At 42.0% G+C, this 20,966-nt stretch carries 16 protein-coding genes and 2 tRNA genes; 9 read left to right on the top strand and 9 right to left on the bottom strand.

Annotated elements, in window-relative coordinates:
* The first annotated feature begins 322 nt into the window (after positions 1–322).
* The 3 genes from ACT3QN_RS02735 to ACT3QN_RS02725 all read left to right on the top strand — a co-directional run bounded on the left by ACT3QN_RS02735 (position 323) and on the right by ACT3QN_RS02725 (position 1,813).
* Positions 323–667 (top strand): hypothetical protein, encoded by a 345-nt coding sequence (locus tag ACT3QN_RS02735; protein WP_444523985.1) that lies wholly within the window; start codon positions 323–325, stop codon positions 665–667.
* 55 nt (positions 668–722) lie between these two features.
* Positions 723–1,076, top strand: coding sequence for a hypothetical protein (locus ACT3QN_RS02730; protein WP_444523984.1), 354 nt, complete (start codon positions 723–725; stop codon positions 1,074–1,076).
* Positions 1,077–1,171: 95 nt separating this feature from the next.
* The gene (locus tag ACT3QN_RS02725) at positions 1,172–1,813 is read left to right on the top strand and encodes a glutathione S-transferase family protein (RefSeq protein WP_444523983.1); all 642 of its coding nucleotides are present in this window, start codon (positions 1,172–1,174) and stop codon (positions 1,811–1,813) included.
* A 764-nt stretch (positions 1,814–2,577) separates the two neighbouring features.
* Here ACT3QN_RS02725 and ACT3QN_RS02720 read toward each other — a convergent pair.
* Positions 2,578–3,603 (bottom strand): purine-nucleoside phosphorylase, encoded by a 1,026-nt coding sequence (locus ACT3QN_RS02720; RefSeq protein WP_444523974.1) that lies wholly within the window; start codon positions 3,601–3,603, stop codon positions 2,578–2,580.
* A gap of 456 nt (positions 3,604–4,059) precedes the next feature.
* Between ACT3QN_RS02720 and ACT3QN_RS02715 the strand changes: the two genes are divergently transcribed.
* From ACT3QN_RS02715 to ACT3QN_RS02700, 4 genes are all read left to right on the top strand, one after another.
* Complete coding sequence (locus tag ACT3QN_RS02715) at positions 4,060–5,169, top strand: hypothetical protein (RefSeq protein WP_444523975.1); 1,110 nt, start codon at positions 4,060–4,062, stop codon at positions 5,167–5,169.
* A 242-nt stretch (positions 5,170–5,411) separates the two neighbouring features.
* Positions 5,412–5,825 carry an OsmC family protein gene (locus ACT3QN_RS02710; RefSeq protein ID WP_444523976.1) on the top strand — a complete coding sequence of 138 codons (414 nt, stop codon included), beginning with the start codon at positions 5,412–5,414 and terminating at the stop codon, positions 5,823–5,825.
* Between the two features lies 1 nt (position 5,826).
* Positions 5,827–6,291 (top strand): flavodoxin family protein, encoded by a 465-nt coding sequence (locus tag ACT3QN_RS02705; RefSeq protein WP_444523977.1) that lies wholly within the window; start codon positions 5,827–5,829, stop codon positions 6,289–6,291.
* Between the two features lie 111 nt (positions 6,292–6,402).
* Positions 6,403–7,053: a DUF938 domain-containing protein gene (locus ACT3QN_RS02700; RefSeq protein WP_444523370.1), complete on the top strand. Its 651-nt coding sequence runs from the start codon at positions 6,403–6,405 to the stop codon at positions 7,051–7,053.
* A gap of 129 nt (positions 7,054–7,182) precedes the next feature.
* Here the strand turns inward: ACT3QN_RS02700 and ACT3QN_RS02695 are convergent, their stop codons facing one another.
* A complete protein-coding gene (locus tag ACT3QN_RS02695) occupies positions 7,183–7,974 on the bottom strand; it encodes a dienelactone hydrolase family protein (RefSeq protein ID WP_444523367.1) in 792 nt (263 codons plus the stop codon).
* Between the two features lie 560 nt (positions 7,975–8,534).
* Between ACT3QN_RS02695 and ACT3QN_RS02690 the strand changes: the two genes are divergently transcribed.
* The gene (locus ACT3QN_RS02690) at positions 8,535–10,622 is read left to right on the top strand and encodes a catalase (protein ID WP_444523366.1); all 2,088 of its coding nucleotides are present in this window, start codon (positions 8,535–8,537) and stop codon (positions 10,620–10,622) included.
* 348 nt (positions 10,623–10,970) lie between these two features.
* Positions 10,971–11,759, top strand: a complete 789-nt coding sequence (locus ACT3QN_RS02685) for an MBL fold metallo-hydrolase (RefSeq protein ID WP_444523365.1) — start codon at positions 10,971–10,973, stop codon at positions 11,757–11,759.
* Positions 11,760–11,847: 88 nt separating this feature from the next.
* On the opposite strand, the gene ACT3QN_RS02680 is transcribed toward ACT3QN_RS02685, so the two are convergent.
* The 7 genes from ACT3QN_RS02680 to leuS all read right to left on the bottom strand — a co-directional run bounded on the left by ACT3QN_RS02680 (position 11,848) and on the right by leuS (position 20,833).
* A tRNA-Lys gene (locus ACT3QN_RS02680) sits at positions 11,848–11,923 on the bottom strand.
* A gap of 159 nt (positions 11,924–12,082) precedes the next feature.
* Positions 12,083–12,158, bottom strand: a tRNA-Lys gene (locus ACT3QN_RS02675).
* Positions 12,159–12,352: 194 nt separating this feature from the next.
* Positions 12,353–14,302, bottom strand: coding sequence for a MacB family efflux pump subunit (locus ACT3QN_RS02670; protein ID WP_444523369.1), 1,950 nt, complete (start codon positions 14,300–14,302; stop codon positions 12,353–12,355).
* A gap of 198 nt (positions 14,303–14,500) precedes the next feature.
* Positions 14,501–15,838 carry an efflux RND transporter periplasmic adaptor subunit gene (locus ACT3QN_RS02665; protein ID WP_444523364.1) on the bottom strand — a complete coding sequence of 446 codons (1,338 nt, stop codon included), beginning with the start codon at positions 15,836–15,838 and terminating at the stop codon, positions 14,501–14,503.
* 280 nt (positions 15,839–16,118) lie between these two features.
* On the bottom strand, positions 16,119–17,219 hold the full coding sequence (gene holA, locus ACT3QN_RS02660; protein WP_444528805.1) for a DNA polymerase III subunit delta: 1,101 nt from the start codon (positions 17,217–17,219) through the stop codon (positions 16,119–16,121).
* A gap of 162 nt (positions 17,220–17,381) precedes the next feature.
* Complete coding sequence (locus ACT3QN_RS02655) at positions 17,382–18,095, bottom strand: LPS-assembly lipoprotein LptE (RefSeq protein ID WP_444523362.1); 714 nt, start codon at positions 18,093–18,095, stop codon at positions 17,382–17,384.
* 50 nt (positions 18,096–18,145) lie between these two features.
* The gene (gene leuS / locus ACT3QN_RS02650) at positions 18,146–20,833 is read right to left on the bottom strand and encodes a leucine--tRNA ligase (RefSeq protein ID WP_444523361.1); all 2,688 of its coding nucleotides are present in this window, start codon (positions 20,831–20,833) and stop codon (positions 18,146–18,148) included.
* Between the last annotated feature and the right edge of the window lie 133 nt (positions 20,834–20,966).

Raw genomic sequence — 20,966 nt, 5'->3', positions numbered from 1 at the left:
CATCGTTGCGCCAATGGTAGTGTGGTTCGCCCATGTGAGAGTAGGTCATCGTCAGCTCCTTATACTTAAAAAGAGTCACCCTTAATTGGGTGGCTCTTTTTTTATCTTTTATTCCTAGTGACCTACGCAGCAAATCCTATTTAAAGGATTTGCTCTTGCGCTGCCTAGCAAAGCAGTGCTTTGCCTTAACGGCGCTCAGGTTATCGTCAGCTCTCTATTTTAGATAAAGCCCCCTTTGCGAAAGCAGAGGGGGCTTTTCTTTGTCTGCGGAAAAGTGCTATGTGATATTATTGATAACTACTTTAAGGGTTAGGAGCATGCTATGGGCATTTCCCTCTACTATACCGCTGAGCGTACGATGCTTTTGACTAAGCAGGAGCAAGAGGACATTACGCTCATCGTTGATAAATATAATGATAGCTTTGAATATGCAGAAGACGCGGAGTCTTTTGATCTCTATGCTTATGATGATAGTGAGTCAGAAGTGATATTGGCAGGGGCTACAAAGGTGCCTGTTAGCGCAGATGTGGACGTTTTGATGTATAGCATCAACCATTGGTTAGAGTGTCTGACTGAGATTCGTCTCGTGGTTGCTGAGGCAGAATGGCATGTTCATTTAGATGACAATGATGCGGTATGGGTAGATAATAGGTGGCAGATGGAATAGTATCTGGCTGGGCTTAGATGACAGCAAGTTAAAAAGTAAATGAGGATATAAACCGATGTTAATTATTAAACTGACTGATAGCAAAGAAACTTTAGATGATATCGAGAAAATATGTCTATATTTAACCACACATAAAAAGTTATTACCTTTACTAACTACGGAAGAAGACCACGACCTTGCTTATATCTTAAAGCCAACGTTTAAAGCGGATCATAACGAATCTGAAAAGAAAGAGCACTGGGAAAAACTCTTTAATGAGTTTACGCTAACTGATAGTAATAACGATGAACTGCGTTTTTATAGAGAGAAAAAAACCGATGCTCTATATTTTGGTACAAAAGAAGGATTTGAGACGATAAAAAGCATCAATAATGATGAACCTTCTATTAGAAGTAGATTTAACAGTTAAAGCTTCTATTAAGTGCTTAAGCTCTAATTTAAGATAGGTGTCAGTCAGACAGCAAGTCACTATTGTCCTCTGTCAGCCTTAGAATGGAGTCTGTTTTGTTTAAACTTTACTATTATCCGAACAATGCGAGTTTAGCGCCACATTTTTTGCTGCATCATGTGCAAGCGGATTATGAGTTAGTTCTGGTTGAAAGAGAGAGTAACAGTCACAAATCAGCTGATTACTTGAGGTTGAATCCTGCTGGACGTATTCCAACGCTGGTTGATGATGGGCAGGCTATCTTTGAGAGTTCTGCTATTTGTATTCATATTTGTGAGTCATATCCAGAGCATGAGTTGATACCTGCACTTGGCGATCCGAAACGCCCGCTGTTTTTTCAGTGGCTCGCATTCTTAAACAATACATTGCAAGCGGAACTGATGGTTCGCTATTATCCACATCGTCACACCAATGATGAGAGCAATATACCCAATATTATATCTGCTCAAGATGAGCGTATTGCAGAGGCCTTGTCTATCATTGATGATCAGCTAGAATCTAATCCGTTTTTGCTTGGTGATAAACTATCGGCATGTGACTATTTTTTATTTATGTTGGCGGAGTGGTCGTTACTGTTAGAGAAGTCGCCTATGGCCTATAAAAATTTGGCCGTGTATCTAAATCGATTAAGTGAAAACCCTAGTATAAAAGCGATATGCGAGTTTGAAGAGATAGATCTGACGCCGTTTAAACGATAGTAATAGTAAAATTTTATAGTTAGCACTCAATATTTTGAGCATGCGTTAAGCGAATAAAGGAAGCATTTATGTCGATCTGGTCACTGGTTCTAATATCATTTTTACATATTACGATTGGTGGAGCTTTTTCGCTTGGTTTTCTCTTTTATATTTGTGCAGAGAATAGCCCAGTTTTATCCGAATTTGAAAATACCGCTCTGTTTACTTTACTCATCGCTTATACAGTCTCTCTGTTAGTGAGTACTGGACTGGCTATTTATTTTTATGTCGCACTTGATAGCGAGTCATATTATCTATGCTTTTCGTTATCGTGGGGCTTGCTCATACTGCTGTTAGGTTATTGGACCTATATTTCAGCGAAATTCAGCTAAATAGCCGTTCAAGACCAATGGTGTGTTTAGCTAACCTGTACTAATTGCTTGTTTGGATTGACCATACAACATCCAAGTGTTTTGTATACAAGTCTAATTAATCTGTCTTGTATAAGCATTAGCTTATAGAATAAGAAAAAATATTTCTATTGAATAGATCTCTATATCAACGCTCAACCTGATGGCTTGTTCAGTCGTGGGCTACCCAACGAGCGTAGGCGGTTCGATGGCTTAATTATTTTCTAATGAAGCTGTAATGGAAGAGCTATATTGGGAGTAGAACTATAGGCGTTAGCAGTTCCCAGAATGAGCATAAACTCACTCTAGAAACTACTGACTTATTACTAACTATTAACGGTCTGCTGTACTACTTAAAATTTATCTTGCAGTTCTTTATTCTCCTTTGAAATTTGGCACACCTTTTTCCCAGACATCCCAGTTATCAACGATATGATCGACAGTTTTTGATCCCACTAGTACTATATTTTCTACTGTTTCTGCAAAGCCACCAGCGGTTTCTCCTGGCGCTGGATCTAAATGTTGAAGCGTAGTCTCATTTGGATTACCTTGGTCAAAATTCACTGCACCACGTAAGCTCATTATGCGTTCAATACCTACCGTTCTGTTAAGTACTTGTGCTATTGCAGCGGCTTCCATCTCAGTGATAATATAATCATCTGCATTATATAACTCAGTGATGTATTGAGCTTGTTTCGACAACCCTGGACCATGAAAAAAGGTATCTCCTGTCATATGAGTGCCTACGGTGATAGCTGGGCTCCGTCGTGCTGCTGCATCAGGATATTTCATTCGATAAGCGCTGGCTTCTTTTGAATCTTTTAAAGCAACTGACTGGCTTAGATGTAGATTCCATTTTAGCAGTTCAGAGTTAAGTTGATAGCGGCGAATATCTTCATAGCCTTTGCGGGGTGTAAACGTAGGTGCACCTTTGTCACCTTCTGCGGCCTTCCAGCGGTGACCTAAGTCGTAATCTACGAGCCAAGACGCCCAGCTTACATCACCTATCGTGCCTTTACTCGGTGGTGTCCCAGCCACACCGCTTAGAACGAAATAACTTTTGGTAAAGTCAAATTTGGGAGAAAGGGTGATTGCTTGCATGGATGCTGAAGACCCTACTTTACCCATGCCTAATACCGAACCACAAACACCTTCTGAGTTACAATAAACTGGGCTATGGGCACCTTCTACTTTTATAGGCTTACTATCTGTAAAATATTGATTATACCAATGCTGAAATTCGCCTGCTTTATCTCCACTAGTTTCACCAATTTCAAACATCGCTGCGATAAATACCTTTACTTGGATTTTATCTTGATGAGTTTCAGCTTGTGCACTACTGCAAAACATAAATATCATGGTCAAAATAGATAAATGAAAAAAATGTTTTCTTATAAACATATGGAACGCCTATTCAAAGTATTTAAGTCTGGATTTATAATTTAGTTTTAGCAGTAACTAAAAAAATTGCTAAAACTAAATAAATGCTTATATATCCAACATAGAATAGCATAATCTTTAGATAGGCTGGAGCGTTCGCCAGTGTAGAGGATAGGTGAGAAGGTTTTGGTTGGAACAGAGTTTGCTTTTTTCACTGATTTTATTTAACTATTCATGCTGTGTAGTTGGTTTTTTCGATAAAGCAGTTCAGGTATAGTTTTATCTATATCCTTGTGACCATATGTTATATTTCTTTGGTTATGAACTAACTATATATACAGCATCTCTAATATTGAGTATTGGACTGGATATTTACTTTTCTGTCGCACTTAGTAGTGAACCATACTACTTATGCTTTTTATTATCTTGGGGCTTGCTAATATTGCTTTTAATTTTTAGTATTTTTTGGAGATGTCAGTGGTAAATAATATTAAGCAAAATAAAAATAGCGTTGATGGATGGTTCAATGCTGTAGTTACTAATGGAATTCTTTTTCTTGATTCTTCAGTTAGTAATTTGTCAAAATCTCCTAAAAGCTCATTGATTGATCTGTACACTGCAATAGAGTTGTTTTTTAAAGCTCGACTAATGAAAGAACATTGGTCACTCATTATTTCAAAGCCCGAATCAGCAGTTAAGGAGAAATTTGAAAGTGGTGACTTCCATTCTGTATATCTGGAGGAAGCATCTATTCGTTTGAAAAATATTTGTGGAGAAAACATTAAAAAGGAAGCTATGGATAATTTTAAAGCTTTGGGTAAGCATCGAAATCAAATTGTTCATTTTGCTCATACAGGGTTTTCCGGTAAAGAGACAGAAGTAGTTATTGAACATTGGGTCTCATGGTTTCATTTGTATAAACTATTAACTAATAATTGGGCTGATATTTTTACTAGCTATCTAGGCTTAATAGATGAAATAGATGTAAGAGTTAAATTGAACCATAATTTTCTTAAAGTTAAGTTTGATTTGATTCAAGATAAAATTGAGATAGAAAAGAAAAGAGGGAGCCGTATCGTCTCTTGTACGTCATGCGAATTAGAGTCAGCTAAAATACTTAAATCGCATGGCTGGGGAGAAGATATCGAGTGCTTAGTTTGTGATGTGAAGGATTTAAAGCTAAAAGCAATCGAAACTTCAATACCATGTTTAAACTGCAATAAAGAAGTTAAATACTTTATGGTTAAAGATCATAAATGCACTGAGTGCCAGACAGAGTTAGCTTCTGAATATGCTTTAGAAAAATATACTGAAATATATAAAGAGCAAGATCCTGAGACTCGTTATGATGACGAGGCTGATCCATTGGCTTATTGTCATAAATGTCAGGTCGAAAAACAAACAGTATTAAACTTGGAAGGTATGTGGGTCTGTGTTGAATGTGAAGATCGTGGTTGGCCTGCTTTAGATTGTGAAAACTGTGATAGTTTCGTTACAGGAGATGTGGAAACTATTAGCTATTTTGCTTGTCACCGCTGCGAAGACGAAGTTAGAAAGAATTATGTAGATACATGGGGAAATATATAGCTGAAATTACAAGTTAGATATCATAATACTTTTAAACTGAGTCAATACCATAAATTAAGCCCCACTATAGGTTTAGCTAACTGTTCTAAGTGATTAGATCTTGCATATAAAGGCTTTCCTCGCACATTATAGAGCTTAATATTCCATATGGTAACTAATGGAGCATAAGTTATTATTGTCTAACAGCGTTATACTATTTAAAAAGAAGTAATCTAGAAAAAACAACTACCAAAGAGAATCCTATGACAACTTCAAAAGTAACCTACCAAGGCAGTTTACGCACCACCGCCATTCACTTTCAATCTAATAATCAAATCATCACCGATGCGCCGACCGACAATCACGGTAAAGGTGAGGCGTTTTCTCCCACTGATTTGCTAGCGACCAGTTTGGGCAGTTGTATCTTAACGATTATCGGCATCAAAGCCGACGCGATGGATATCGATATCTCAGGCACGACCGCAGAAATCACCAAAGTCATGGCTGCCAAACCAAGACGTGTGAGTGAAATACACGTTATAGTCAATCTCTCAAAGGCATTGGATGAGAGTACCTTAAAACGATTCTACAAAACCGCGTTGACCTGTCCAGTAGGCAATAGCTTGGATCCTGCTATTACGCAAAATCTAGTATTCAACAATGGCATAGAAGCCTAATATGTCTACTAAGATCTTACTCATCGTGGCTCATGCGCCATCGCCCAATACTCAGAAATTGGCGCAGGCGGCTTATGACGGTGCCAATCATCCTGATATAGATATCAACGTCATCTTGAAATCGCCGCAGGACACGCAGCCTGAAGATGTCTTGGCTGCTGATGCGTTACTGCTAGGTACAACCGAAAATCTATCGTATATGGCAGGGCTGACCAAGGACTTTTTTGATCGTTGCTACTATCCTGTGTTAGAAGAGAAGCAGGGCATGCCATTTGCGCTATATATACGGGCAGGGCATGATGGTACAGGTACCAAACGCGCGATGGAGACGATAATCACAGGCTTACGTTGGAATCAAATTCAAGATACTTTGATCTTACAAGGCGAGTGGCAAGATAGCTTTACTGAGCAAGTAGAAGCACTAGCAATGACCTTGGCAGCTGGGGTCGAGGCAGGTATTTACTAGCAGGTATTTATTAACATTGGGACGTTTGGCAATGCTTGTGAAAATAGTGCAACTGCTACAACTATTACTACCACTACCAAAAGCACCATAGACAGTTTGGAGAGAGCCGTAATGCACAATGGTGATTTGAATAATAAAGTAGATGTCTCTGCACTGCCATGCTCCCAAGCGTGTGAGAATAATAAACAGCCTATTTTAGAAGTACTACAAATTGAGCTGCAATGCTCTCATCATGTGCTAGAGATTGGGTCAGGTACTGGTCAACATAGTGTTCACTTTGCGCCTCATTTAGCACATCTAAAATGGCAAACGAGCGATGTCATTAGTAATCATCGTCATATAATGACTTGGCATCAGGCTTATCCTGCGCCTAATCTATATGCTCCTTTAGCGTTTGATTTGAGTACGGATGTTATACCCGTTAATAGCAACAGCCAGTCAGATTTACCTTACGATGCGGTGTTTACAGCGAATACGCTGCATATCATTAGTTGGGCTTTGGTTAGACGATTATTTGCATTGGTTGGTGATGCACTCCCTGTCGGTGGAAAGCTGATCGTATATGGTCCATTTAACGAGTATGGTGCTTATACTAGTGAAGGCAATCAGCGATTTGATGTGATGCTAAGAGCAGGCAATTCTAATAGCGGTATCCGTGCCAAAGAAGATGTTGTCAGTTTGGCAAGTGAGCATCATCTTCAACTCAGCAAAACATATGCAATGCCTGCTAACAATCAATTATTGGTCTTTCAAAAAACATAAAACTTCAAGCGCTTACCATACAAAAGCCACTTCAAGTCAGATCAGACGATGATCGATTGAAGTGGCTTTTTACTTAGTTTTTTTAATTTACTTGGGCTGTTTGGGTTTTCTTATTTTGACGCTGTCAGATTATTTATATTCTTCTTCTAAGAAATCCAAGTAACGTTTCCAAGAGCGCTTGTCGGCACGTTCATCATATCGGTCACTACCAAAGACACTAAAGGCGTGCGGTGCGCCGCTATAAGTGACCATCTCATGCGGTACCTCGACGGCTTCTAACGTCTTACCTAAAGTCGCAAAGCTCTCTAAAGAGACAGATTCATCAGCTGACCCGTGAAATACTAAGATTTCTCCTGTCGTGTTGTCATAGCTTTGACCAGTTGGAATTTCGAAAGCACCATGGAAGGGTACAAAGGCTTTTTGCTCAAAGCCTGAGCGCGCTAGCTCTAACGCGACTGTACCGCCAAAACAATAGCCCATGGTAGTGCCTTTACGCACATCATTACCTTGTAGCTGTCCTGCTGTTAGTGCCCCTGCCAATATGCGACGCATTTTGTTACGGTCATCATATAACTCTCCAGTTAGGCGTTTGTTTTCTTCGATAGAAGTAGGACGTATGCCTTGTCCAAACATATCCGCTGCTAATACGTTGTAACCTTCGTTCGCTAACATATCAGCACGTTTGCGCTCATAGTCAGTTAGACCATCCCAATCATGAATCAATAAAATAAAAGGCGCATTAGGCTCATCTGCTTTAGCATAATAGCCTTCGTAGGCTTCATCATCGACCGTATAGGTCACGTTTTTGGTTGTGATAGCAGCAGCCGTTTGACTGAATGTTAATGCCATTAGACCCATTGACGCGCCTACTAGCAACGAATGATAAGGTTTTTTAGCCGGGGAGCTTAGAGTTGGTAACATGGTAGGTAGCCTTATAGTTATATAAAAAATAGTCGCATCATTAAATACCCATAAATACGCTACATCGTCATCCTCGCTGACTATACTAATGTATAACTTGCGCTCGGTTTTCTTGTATCAGGGTTATTTAAATTCAACGATTTAAAAAAGATAAATATAAGGCTAAAACCATGCCAATTTATTTATCAATTGTCTCTAGTGCTTCGTAAAAAGCATACCTTAAAGAAGAACTACATTACAAGATACTATTGTTAACGTACATGCTCCTTTAAGGCTGTCTAAAGTGGCTGATTCGTAACGTCCATATACCTTAACCAAACATCAACAAGGTTCACCATAGACGCAACTATATTTGACTTATTTTTTGGGTAGTATAAGTCCTAAGCCTATTATTCCTTTACGAATTTTAGTGCGGTATTAATTTAATGTTAGGTAATGCTGAAAACACAGAAAAATAAATGACAAATGAAGTCACCATTATTTCAAAGGATATCGAACCTGTGTCGGCACTTTTTTAGTAATTTAAAAGAGCACTCTTAATCTATTAGCTAGGACTTTTTATGAATAATAATATCGATCATACTGACCCCGCCAAAAACATGAATACTGAACGTGGCAATGGCGGCGAAACGCACCAACGTGCAGGCGACGACACCAAAGTATTGACCACGCAGCAAGGTGTGGCTATCGCCGATAATCAAAACTCTCTAAAAGCAGGTTCACGTGGGCCGACGCTATTAGAAGATTTTGTATTACGTGAAAAAATCAATCATTTCGACCATGAGCGTATCCCTGAGCGTATCGTCCATGCTCGTGGTAGCGCAGCACATGGTTATTTTGAGCTAACAGAGTCGCTAGAAGAATATACGACTGCCAAAGTGTTGACCGAGACAGGTAAGCAAACGCCATTGTTTACGCGCTTTTCAACAGTCGCCGGCAACAAAGGCTCAAAAGATACGCCACGTGATGTCCGCGGTTTTGCTGTGAAAATATATACAGAAGAAGGTAACTGGGACATCGTTGGTAACAACATGCCGATTTTCTTTATTCAAGATGCGATGAAGTTTCCAGATTTAATTCATGCGGTCAAACCAGAGCCAGATCGCGGTTTCCCGCAAGCGGCATCTGCCCATGATACATTTTGGGATTTTGTCTCACTAAGCCCTGAAACCATGCACAATCTGATTTGGCTAATGAGTGATCGCAGTCTACCACGTAGTCTACGTATGATGGAAGGTTTTGGTATTCATAGCTATCGCTTAATCAATAAAGAAGGTAAGAGCACCTTTGTACGTTTCCATTGGAAGCCAGTACTAGGCGTACAGTCAACCACATGGGATGAGGCAGTAAAAATCTCAGGTGCTGACCCTGATTATCATCGCCGTGACTTGTTTGAATCAATCAACAATGGTGACTATCCTGAGTGGGAATTTGGCGTACAATTATTTACCGAAGAAGAAGCCAACGAATTCCCGTTTGACCACCTCGATGCGACCAAACTAATTCCAGAAGAATTGGTGCCAGTAAAAGTCGTGGGTAAGATGGTACTGAATCGTTACCCAGATAATTTCTTTGCAGAGACTGAGCAAGTGGCCTTTTGCCCATCACACGTAGTGCCAGGTATTGATTACAGTAATGATCCTTTATTGCAAGGTCGCTTGTTTAGTTACTTGGACACGCAGCTATCACGTCTAGGCTCGCCAAATTTTGCCCAAATCCCTATCAATGCTCCGAAATGTCCGTTCGCTAACAATCAACAAGACGGCCATATGCAAATGCATGTGCCGAAGACTCGTACATTGTATGAGCCACAAAGCCTAGATCAAACCCGTCCTCGCGAGAGTAACAAACATGGATTTGAGTCGTTCCATGAGCAGTTGGATGATGGTGTCAAAGGCCGTATCCGTGTGGAGAGCTTTGCAGATCACTATAGCCAACCACGTATGTTCTATCGTAGTCAGACAGCGACTGAGCAAGCACATATCGCAACGGCCTATGCGTTTGAGCTAGGTAAAGTAGATACAGCCCATGTACGTACGCGTATGCTTGGTCACTTGATTCATATCGATGAAGACTTGGCCAATCGTGTAGCAACCGCGCTTGGTATGGAGCTACCAGAGCCAGCAGATGCGGCTGCACCTGTCCAAGATTTGGGTACCTCTAAAGCCATACAAACCATCGGTCTAACGCCTGATAGTCTAAAAGGTCGTATGATCGGTATATTAGTCGCAGAAGGTTCTAATAGCAGTGAAGTTAAAAATTTCGAAGATGCGGCAAAAGAACAAGGTGCTAGCGTCAAGATTGTAGCGCCTAATAAAGAAGTCGTGTTGGATGATGGCACACGCATACAAGCTGATGAGCGTCTCGCTGGTGGTCCGTCAGTAATGTTTGATGCCGTTGTTAGTATTATCATGCCTGACCAAGCTAAAAAGCTAGCTATGGACAGCTCTGCGTTAGATTGGTTCAATGATGCCTTTAACCATTGTAAAGCCATCGCATATTGCGGTGCGACTGATGAATTTATCCTAAGTAAGCTACCAGTTGAAAAAGATGAATTTGTGACGCCATTGGTCGAGCTAGATGCCTTTATTAACAATGCTAAGTCTCGTTTATGGGAGCGTGAACCAAAGGTTCGTGACCTTGCATAGTCGATAAGCAGGTAATTTAAGAGTTATCTAAAATACTAATTATCTAACACACTAAGTGTTTACCTAAACCCAGCCTAAGTGCTGGGTTTTTGCTTTTGACCGGTAAGGGAATAACTATTATGAGTAAAACTATATTATATACGTAGTTATTAGTCATGGTTTAACAATAGTGACTATTCATGTTGCCTTTATATACTACTTTACCTCCATATATAGTCACAAGCGTTCACTCAAAACGATTTTTTTTGCTATGACGGGCGTTATACTAACTATAAATGAAAAGGATAAATAAAAGTATCAGAATAAAATATCGCAGGAAGCGATAAATGAACAAAGCAGGGATCGCAAATGAGCTTATGTAAGATTGTACGTTTAGAAGGGTATATACAGAGCACGTATTTAGCAGTATATCCAGATAAAATAATGCTGTTAGATGGTTGCTGCCGTGCTGATGTGCCGATGGTACTCAACTATATTAAGACGACACTAAAACGACCTGTCACTGACTTAAAAGTAGTGGTAGTCACTCATATGCATCCTGATCATGCGGGCGGTGCGCATAAATTCCGACAAAAGACTGGCTGTCTGATTGTCTCAGCGGACAAAAAAAAGCAGTGGTATAGCGGTATTGGTGGGCGAGTGATGCACTTCGTAGATATCAATTTGGCCTATTATGTGGCCAGACGTCAAGGACGCGCATTCAAAAACTTATATTATTCGGCAAGTCTAAAACCAGATATTACCGTCACCGATGGCGAATTTGTACCATATTTTGACGAGTGGCAAGTATTAGAGACATCAGGCCATACAGACCGTGATTTGTCTTTGTTTCATCTGCCGAGTCGTGAAGTATATACCGCTGATCTAATAATCAAGTTGCGTCATAAGTTTGTGGCGCCTTTTCCTGTTTATGACCCTAAGGTTTATATTCAATCGCTTCAAAAAATCAAAGCATTAAAACCTTCTGTAGTCATGATGGCGCATGGTCGTGAGTTGGCGATAGATCAAGTCACGTTTGATACCTTGATTACGCAGGCACCCAAACATCCACGCACTATCAAAGACACTATCAAGCATAAATTACTGTGGCGCAAAAAAGATAACTTTCGACTGTTTAAACGTAGGCGTAATAAATAGAGGTATACAACAGCTAAGAAATAAAACTTAAAAAGTTCAGACGAAAAAAAAGCCCAGCTACTAAAATAGTAACTGGGCTTTCTAGATATGGTGGGCTGTCCGCGACTCGAACGCGGGACCAATTGATTAAAAGTCAACTGCTCTACCAACTGAGCTAACAGCCCTGAAGAGTATATAAAAAAGCAATGCTTTTTAACTCTACAAGAGAAAATTCTAACTAAAGAATTTTCTAAAACTAAACATCTTAACGATGTCTTTTAAACTTATCTTTATTAGTCTACTGCCGGATAGGGCGGAACGATTAATAAAAATTAAACTAAATATGGTGGGCTGTCCGCGACTCGAACGCGGGACCAATTGATTAAAAGTCAACTGCTCTACCAACTGAGCTAACAGCCCTAACGTTTAAAGTGTTTGTATCCCTAAACGTGAGAGCACATTATATATATTATTATGACAATTACAACCCCACAGGATAAAAAAAGTGTAATTCTCTTATAAAACTGCCTATTTTTTCCAATTTATTTAAATTTCTACCGTTATATCTATATTCACTGCTTTAGATCTAGCTAAAATTAGCCAATAATTAATTATCAGTCTCGAGAAAGTGCCTCGACAGGATCTAATTTGGCAGCATTACGCGCTGGCAAGAATCCAAATACCACGCCGATCAGTGTTGAACAAACAAAGGCAGCAATAATAGAGGTTGATGAATAGATTACTTTAAAGCTATCGCCGCCCAATCGATTGATCAATTCACCAATGGCAAAGGCCATACCAATACCTAATAAGCCCCCTAAAATACAGACCAATACCGCTTCTATCAAGAATTGTTGCATGATGTCGTTTTGCCGTGCGCCTACCGCCATTCGTACCCCAATCTCATTAGTACGCTCGGTCACCGATACCAGCATAATATTCATCACACCAATACCACCAACGATCAATGAGATAACAGCAACCGATGATATGAGCAGTGTCATAGTACCTGTCGTTGATTCAATGGTCTGGCGAATAGAATCTGAGTTAACAATATTAAAATCATCTTTACCATGGCGACCTTCTATTATATCGGAAATAGCTGATTCAGCTACACTAGATGAGACACTGTCATCTAGCAATGCTATAAAACTATCGACATTCGCACTACCAGTTACACGTGACATCACAGTGGTATAAGGCATATATATGACGGGTGTCGTGCTACTTGGCCCAAAGCCATTATCGCTTGCCTCAAGGACGCCAACCACGCGTCCAGGCACACTACCGATGAGTATGACCTCTCCGATAGGGTTATCTATATCTGCAAAAAAAGCACTCTTGGCATTGTCATCGATAATAATATCTTGACTGCGAAGATCGATACTTTGTGAATCGAAACCTTGACCTAATGCTAGCGTCTCACCAGTGACCTCTAGGTAATACTCACCAACACCATTGATGGTAGAATCCTCTTGTACGCTGCGATAGCGTACACTAGAGCTTGCATCGACCTGAGGGCTCACATTGATAACATACGGTTGACTGCTGACCGCTTCTGCATCTTCTGGTGTGAGGTTGTCGTCATTATATTTACGTCGCGGGTCGCCTCGAGGGTATCCATCATTGACAGTGATGGTATTGGTTCCTAGTGAGCTGATATTTGCGAGAATTTGCTGCTGAGAGCCTTGACCAAGACCAACAATAGATACAACTGCTGCAATACCGATAATAATACCGAGCATGGTCAGCAAGGTACGCATCTTGTGTGCTCGCATGGCAAGCAGTGACATCTTAAATGCTTCAAGTAATCGATCAACAAAACTGCCAAAGGCACTTTTACGATGTCCACCGAGGATAGATTCTGGGTGTTGAGTTGTCGGTTTATAATGCTCAGTTTTATAATCAGCAATGACGTAACCGTCTTTCAGCTCAATCACACGCTCGGCTTGGGCAGCAAGTTTGGGATCATGAGTGACCATAATGATGGTATGACCTTGTGCATTTAGGTCATGTAAGATCTCCATCACGTCTTCGCCAGATTTGCTATCTAGCGCACCAGTTGGCTCATCTGCTAAGATGACATCGCCACCATTCATCAAGGCACGAGCAACAGAAACACGCTGCTGTTGGCCGCCTGAGAGCTGGCTAGGACGATTATTTACCTTTTCACCAAGACCTAAATCAGTCAATAGCTTTTCTGCGCGGTTGATTCGTGCCTCAGTGTTCATACCAGCATATACGGCAGGGACGGCAACGTTGTCTTTGGCGCTAATGTCACCAAGCAGGTGGTAGCGCTGAAAGATAAAGCCAAAATGCTCTCGGCGTAACTCAGCCAGATCATCTGCCTCTAGTTTGTTTGCTGATTGGCCATAAATCTTATAGTCACCTGCTGTCGCCTGATCTAAGCAACCCAAGATATTCATTAGCGTAGACTTACCAGAGCCAGATTGCCCGATAATCGCGACCATTTCACCTTGATTAATCGTTAAATTAACCTCGTGCAATACACGAATGGTTTGCTCGCCTGCAGCAAACTCTCGAATAATACCCGACAGCTCCATAATGGGCCTGTCAGCGGTAGCTGCAGTACTGATATTATTCGGTGAGCTGGTTTCTATCGAAGCGCTAGTGCTGTCAGTCGGCTGTTTAGTAGATTGAGATATAGTCATAGCAATGTCTTTAATCAAAGATAGTGAGTGTCGTGATGAAAGGGCCAAGGTTTTTCAGCCCCTCCATCGTTAACATAGTCAAAGAATTAATTACATCCTTGGAGTACCAGGTATACGAGCACCACCACCACGGTTCTCTGAAGCATTGGCACTACCTTCACCAATAATGACTTGCTCACCTTCTTCCAATCCGCTTAAAATTTGCGCATTTACTCGGTTATCAATGCCTACTTCTACTATACGAGGTTCTACTGTGCCGTCATCATTTAGTACGCGTACAATATTATTGGTTTTGGCTTGTCCTTCACTTGTATTTTTTGCGGGTCTTTCTTGTATGGCTGCTGATGGCACAAGCAACGCGTCTTTGGCTTGATCGATGATAATATAAATCTGGGCGGTCATATCAATACGAAATAATCGCTCAGGGTTAGCTACTTCAACGTAGCCAACATAGTAGATCGCAGAATCGGTTGAGCTGGTCTCGCTAATTTCCTCGGGTGCCGGTTCAATAGCTGTCAATGTCGCATCATACTGTTGGTCCGGGTTACCGATGATATTAAAGTAGGCGGGCATACCAGCATTGACATTGATAACATCAGCTTCGGAGATTTGTGCGTTGATACGAACCGTAGATAAGTCAGCGAGCGTGACCAATGTTGGCGCAGTTTGACTGGCGTTTACAGTAGTACCTTGCTCAGTTGTAATAGAAACAACCGTACCAGAAATGGGTGCACGAATCGTGGTGTAACTAAGATCTTCTTGTGCGGTACTGACATTAGTCTGTGCGATGCTTAGAGCGGCTTGCTGACTATTGATACTAGCGTTTGTAGTAGCAATGGCTGCCTTAGCAGTGTCAATAGCCGCACGTGCATTTTCAACGGCAGCTTGTGCCGTCTCGACGCTAGTCGCTTGGGTATCATATTCTTGCTGAGAGATTGCATCGATATCGACTAAGCCTTGCAAGCGGGCAAAATCAGACTGTGCTTGCTTGAGCTCAGACTGACGGCTGGCAAGATCGGCATAGGCACTTTTTAGACTGGCTTGTTTGCTCAACGATTCTGCTTGTGCACTTTGTAACGCGGCTTCACTTTGTTGCAGGCTAGCTTGTTGGTTGCTTAAGTTATTATTTTGTGTGACCTGATCAATCTGTGCAATAAGGTCGCCTTTTTGAACCTCGTCACCCACTTCTACATAGAGGTTTGTGACCTCACCAGAGACCTGCGCACCGACATCAACGGTATTAAGTGCTTTAACTTTACCTGATGCCATGACATTGTTTTCGATATCACCAACCTCAACCGTGGCGGTTAAATAACTGGGTTTTTCTTCTTCTGGTTTTAAGAAAGTATAGGCCAAAGCCCCTAATGCTACGATGATTAAGGTGATGACACCCCATTTGATAGCAGACTTTTTGCTTATTTTGCGCATGACAACAATCCAATTACAATTAAATCAAGTATAGATATAGTAGAGACTTCACCTATAAAAAGGAACGTAAATTAGTTTACGAAAGGTTAAGGCAGCTGGGAATGGGGATAGGTACAGAAAAGAAATATTTACTAAAAATCAATAAAACGGAGATTATAGGAGAACAAAATAGGGTAGTAGGATCTGGATTTATAGCATTTAAATGTATAAACCAGTAAGAGAAGATATGGATAACTTGTTACTAAGAAAAAAATAGAAGATGGTAATAAATGGGTCAATCTTAGCGCATCGCAAATAAACGCTTACCTGTTAATTCCAACGCTGCTTGTAGTAGAAGCTCCCATGCATGCTGGCGAACAAGGCCCTTGATAGCTTGGTCGCAGCGATAGAGTAGAGCTGGCCATTCAGCAGTTTGGGATTGTGTTTGACGACGGCAGGCTTGTTGGTACAGCCCCTGCTTACTACGCCAAATACCAAGCACCTGAGGATCTTGTCCATCCATCAGCTGTATGATCTGGCGCATGTCTTTGCTAATAGCCCAGAGCACTAAAGTAGTGGGCTCATCGGTCGACTTTAGCTGAAACATGATTTTGGCAACCTGCGTACTATTGCCCGCGAGCATCGCATCAGACAAATCGAATACACTAAACTGCGCGTCGCTGACCAACGCTGATTGTAGGTCTGCAATATCCAATGCCACATTATTCGCAGGCTGTGAAAAGCTATTAGATTGTTCGGTGCTATTGTTATTAGCACTATCTTCACTAGTAGTGTTATTAGCAACTAGCTGCGGTGCAAACAAATAGGACAGTCGCCATAGGGTTTGATAAGCACTTAACAAGTGATGCTCGGTGTGTGACATCAGAAGCTGCCACGCTTCTTGAGACAGTCGTAAACCAAACTTCTGAGCTTGGATTTGTAGTAGCTGTTGGCGCTGCTGCTCATTGTATAAATTGCAATCGATGACATTGCCATATTGCGCAAAAGGAGCGAACCATTTGCTGCTCTGGCTGCGCTTGTCTTGCTTAGGCGTGAGCCACAACACACTATGACTGTGTGTTCCAGTTTGTGCCTCGACCGCAAAACGTTCCAACTCAGCGATAACCGCTTTGTCAGGTTTATGATTGCCCGTCACGATTAAGGCACTGGCATCATCGAATAAAGACTGACTGCCAAGTTCGGACAGTACTTCTTGCCAGCTTTTGACGGAAACTAGCTCTATACGTTTGATTGCGTAATTTTGTGCGCGCCAGTGTGGACGCAGCGCATCTATCAACCATTGACTGAGTAAAGGCTCATCACCATGCGCCAGCCACAATCCCGCTACTGCAACGGAAGGTTGTAGTAGTTTTGGGTAGGCTTTTATGAAGGTATCTTGCATAGCGTGGTGTTACACCGTTTGATGAGCATGTAATACCAGTTCCAAAAATATGATCAACAGTGTCAAGCTTGTTTAGTCTACTTAAAGTAGTACATGCCCTTATTGACTTCGCTATTCATACTTCTAGAAATGGTATCGTTTGATAATGAGAATGACTGACTATTACGGTTGTGGTACAACGACAACAGTTGGTGTTACACCTTTATTCATTTGCACAGATTGTTTGGCAGCAGGTGCGACTTTTGGAAGTGAGATAGCCACGTATTGATCAGTGATACGGCGTGCTAAAGTATCATAGAGCCAATCGCGAGTCTGATCGCCTTGTAGATCGTCAGTACTGACAGATGCTTCGTTGTACTGGTAACTTCGCTCAACCTGAATAGGGTTGCTTAGTGTCACAGGCTTACCATTTTCCAGCGTTTGATAGCTGACATCTGCTGACAGTACCAAGCGAATTTCTGTTAATACCCCAACCAACTCGTAACGCTTAAAACGTACATTGCTGATATCGATAGCGGCAATAGACTCAGCTCCTGTTTGCTGGTTATTACGAGCAACTTCCTCCAAGCTCATATTACCAAGAACATCGACACCTAACGTCTTTAGGCGCTGCGTTAATGGTAATTTCAGCGGGAATGAGGTGCGATTGTCTTCGAGAATGACGGCTGTTTTTTCGACATCAAGCAGCATCGCTGAGTCGTAGCCACGCAGCTGAAATCCGCAGCCACTAAGAGCCGCCGCTGCACCTACCACGGTGAACATTGGCAGCGTGGCAAGCAAGGCTGCTCCGAGCTTTTGGCCAAGGGACTTTTTGTTAGTTAGGCTGTGTACGCTTAATATTGATCGCGCCTGCTCAGCTCGATGCTTGTATGACATAAACGCTATCCTCATATGATAAGAAGGCTTAGAGTACTAAGCCTAGGCGACTAGCCTGCTACCACGATATTAACCAGTTTGTTAGGAACAACGATTTCTTTTTTAATATCGCCCGTGATGAATTTTGCTACACTTTCCATGGTGCGAGCTTGCTCTTTTAGCTGCTCAGGATCGCTGTTTGGTGCCACATCCATCTTGCCACGCATTTTACCATTGACCTGTACCACCATCGTGATCATGTCCTGTACCAGTGCACTTTCATCTACGGTTGGGTAGTCTAAGGTTAAGGTGTCAAGACCTAGCTGCTCAAGCAGATATTCACCAACATGCGGTGCATATACAGACAGCATAATCAGCAGATTGGTCAATGCTTCGTGTTTGACGTGCAGTTCTTGCTCGTTACTAGCGTTAAAGCCAGTCAGCTCATTAGCCAATTCCATCAGGCTTGATACTGGCGTGTTCAATGCCAGACGGTCACCCAAATCACTGTCAATCTTAGCAATCGTTTCGTGCGTTTTACGACGTAAGTTTTTGGCTTCTTTGCTCAACCCGTCTGTGTTCAAGGTGGCACTGTTGAGCGTATCAATACTGATATTGGCGGCCGTGAGCGCTTGCATATGGTCGGTTGCAATACGCCATACTTTTTTCACAAAGTTATAAGGGCCTTTTAGTGCGTCGTCTGACCATTCAAGCGTTTGATCTGCGGGCGCAGTAAATAGCGTATATAGACGAACCGTATCAGCACCATATTTATCAATAGTTAGCTGTGGGTCTACGCCATTGTTTTTTGACTTAGACATTTTTTCGATTTTGCCAATCGTTACTGGCTGACCGTCAGATTTTAAGATAGCCTTAATTGGTTGACCGCGTTCGTTGAAGTCAATATCGATATCTTCTGCAAAGTAGTAGGTCGTACTGCCATCCGAGTTGACGCGGTAGAACGTACCAGCGAGTACCATGCCTTGAGTCATTAGATTGGCAAATGGCTCGTCGCCTGTGACTAGGTTTTCGTCACGCATCAGCTTATGGAAGAAGCGTGCATACAATAGATGCATTACCGCATGCTCGACACCGCCAACATATTGATCAACAGGCAACCATTTATTGGCAGCAGACTTATTGACCATGTTTTGCGTATCATTTGGGCTAGCAAAGCGTGCGTAGTACCAGCTTGACTCTACAAAAGTGTCAAAAGTATCAGTCTCGCGCTCAGCAGGGTTGCCACATTTAGGACAAGTAGTATTGACAAATTCTGGTAGATTTTTAAGTGGGTTACCACGACCGTCAGGCACGACGTCAGTTGGCAACACAACTGGCAAATCTTGCTCTTCAACAGGTACCGTGCCGCAGTGCTCACAGTTAATCATTGGGATAGGGCAGCCCCAATAACGCTGGCGAGAGACACCCCAATCACGTAAGCGATACTGGATCTTTTTCTTAGCCAGTTCTTTTGGTTCAAGCTTTGCTAGCATTGCGTCAAACGCTTGCTCAAAGTCTAGACCATCAAACTCACCGGAGTTAACCAAGGTATTGCGCTCAGTATAGGCAAGATTGACTTCCGTATTGTTTGCTTTCGCCTCTGCTTTTAGTTCATCAAAATGGCCGTCAGGCGTGTTGATGACTTGTTTGATCGGTAGGTTGTACTTATTGGCAAACTCATAATCGCGCTCATCATGGGCAGGTACCGCCATGACCGCGCCTGAGCCGTAGCTCATCAGTACGTAGTTAGCAACCCAAACTGGCACTTCTTCACCAGTTAAAGGATGCGTTACAGTGAGGCCTGTATCCATACCGATTTTTTCGGCTTTGGCCAAATCAGCTTCAGCTACTGAGCCTTTTTTGCAAAGTGTACAGAATTGAGCGATTGTTTCATCTTTTTCAGAGGCATACTGTGCAAGTGGATGCTCTGCTGCTACAGCAACATAAGTCACACCCATTAAAGTATCAGGACGCGTGGTGAATACATCCAAGGTGTTTTCTTCACCAGCCAGCTCATAAGGGAAGTGGACTTCCATACCGGCACTACGACCAATCCAGTTGCGCTGCATGGTCAATACTTCAGACGGCCAGTGACCTTCTAGCTGATCTAAATCATCCAACAGCTCATCAGCATAATCGGTGATGTTGAAATAATACATTGGGATGTCGCGCTTTTCGACCGCAGCACCACTACGCCAGCCTTTGCCATCGATGACCTGTTCGTTTGCTAAGACAGTGTTATCAACAGGATCCCAATTGACCGTCGACAGTTTTTTGTAGACTAAGCCTTTTTTGTACAATTGCAAAAATAACCACTGCTCCCACTGATAATACTCAGGGCTACAAGTGGCAAATTCACGTGACCAGTCAATAGACAGACCTAGCAATTTGAGCTGCGCACGCATGCTGTCAATATTGGCAAATGTCCATGCAGCAGGTGGCGTTTGGTTAGCAATTGCCGCATTTTCTGCTGGCAGGCCAAAACCATCCCAGCCCATTGGCTGCATAACCTCATAGCCTTTGAGACGATAATAACGGCTTAATACATCAGAAATCGTATAGTTACGTACGTGCCCCATGTGCAGCTTGCCACTTGGGTAAGGGAACATCGACAGCATGTAACGACTTGGCTTTTCGCTTGGCTCATTGCTTACTTCAAAGCGCTTGTCAGTTGCCCATTTGGTCTGCTGCGCGGCTTCTATCGCTTGTGGGTTATAATAATTGTTTTCTGTTTGGTCTGCTGTCACGGCGTTGCTCATAGTCGGCTCGAAATTGGTTGATACTGATTTATTTAATATGAATTTGTTTAATACTGTTCAAAATAGGTGGAATTTGACAATGCCATAGCATAGCGTAATTTAGCGAAAATTGCGACGATATGATGCAGTTGCT

It is taken from the genome of Psychrobacter sp. AOP7-C1-14, assembly GCF_052376135.1.
GTDB lineage: Bacteria > Pseudomonadota > Gammaproteobacteria > Pseudomonadales > Moraxellaceae > Psychrobacter.
Note: the sequence above shows the minus strand (reverse complement) of the source record. Positions and strands in the feature narration are given on the sequence as shown.

Coding starts and splice junctions, on each gene's coding strand:
- ACT3QN_RS02735 (WP_444523985.1), top strand. CDS start 323: ATGGGCATTTCCCTCTACTATACCGCTGAGCGTACGATGCTTTTGACT.
- ACT3QN_RS02730 (WP_444523984.1), top strand. CDS start 723: ATGTTAATTATTAAACTGACTGATAGCAAAGAAACTTTAGATGATATC.
- ACT3QN_RS02720 (WP_444523974.1), bottom strand. CDS start 3,603: ATGTTTATAAGAAAACATTTTTTTCATTTATCTATTTTGACCATGATA.
- ACT3QN_RS02710 (WP_444523976.1), top strand. CDS start 5,412: ATGACAACTTCAAAAGTAACCTACCAAGGCAGTTTACGCACCACCGCC.
- ACT3QN_RS02705 (WP_444523977.1), top strand. CDS start 5,827: ATGTCTACTAAGATCTTACTCATCGTGGCTCATGCGCCATCGCCCAAT.
- ACT3QN_RS02700 (WP_444523370.1), top strand. CDS start 6,403: ATGCACAATGGTGATTTGAATAATAAAGTAGATGTCTCTGCACTGCCA.
- ACT3QN_RS02695 (WP_444523367.1), bottom strand. CDS start 7,974: ATGTTACCAACTCTAAGCTCCCCGGCTAAAAAACCTTATCATTCGTTG.
- ACT3QN_RS02690 (WP_444523366.1), top strand. CDS start 8,535: ATGAATAATAATATCGATCATACTGACCCCGCCAAAAACATGAATACT.
- ACT3QN_RS02685 (WP_444523365.1), top strand. CDS start 10,971: ATGAGCTTATGTAAGATTGTACGTTTAGAAGGGTATATACAGAGCACG.
- ACT3QN_RS02670 (WP_444523369.1), bottom strand. CDS start 14,302: ATGGAGCTGTCGGGTATTATTCGAGAGTTTGCTGCAGGCGAGCAAACC.
- ACT3QN_RS02665 (WP_444523364.1), bottom strand. CDS start 15,838: ATGCGCAAAATAAGCAAAAAGTCTGCTATCAAATGGGGTGTCATCACC.
- holA (WP_444528805.1), bottom strand. CDS start 17,219: ATGCAAGATACCTTCATAAAAGCCTACCCAAAACTACTACAACCTTCC.
- ACT3QN_RS02655 (WP_444523362.1), bottom strand. CDS start 18,095: ATGTCATACAAGCATCGAGCTGAGCAGGCGCGATCAATATTAAGCGTA.
- leuS (WP_444523361.1), bottom strand. CDS start 20,833: ATGAGCAACGCCGTGACAGCAGACCAAACAGAAAACAATTATTATAAC.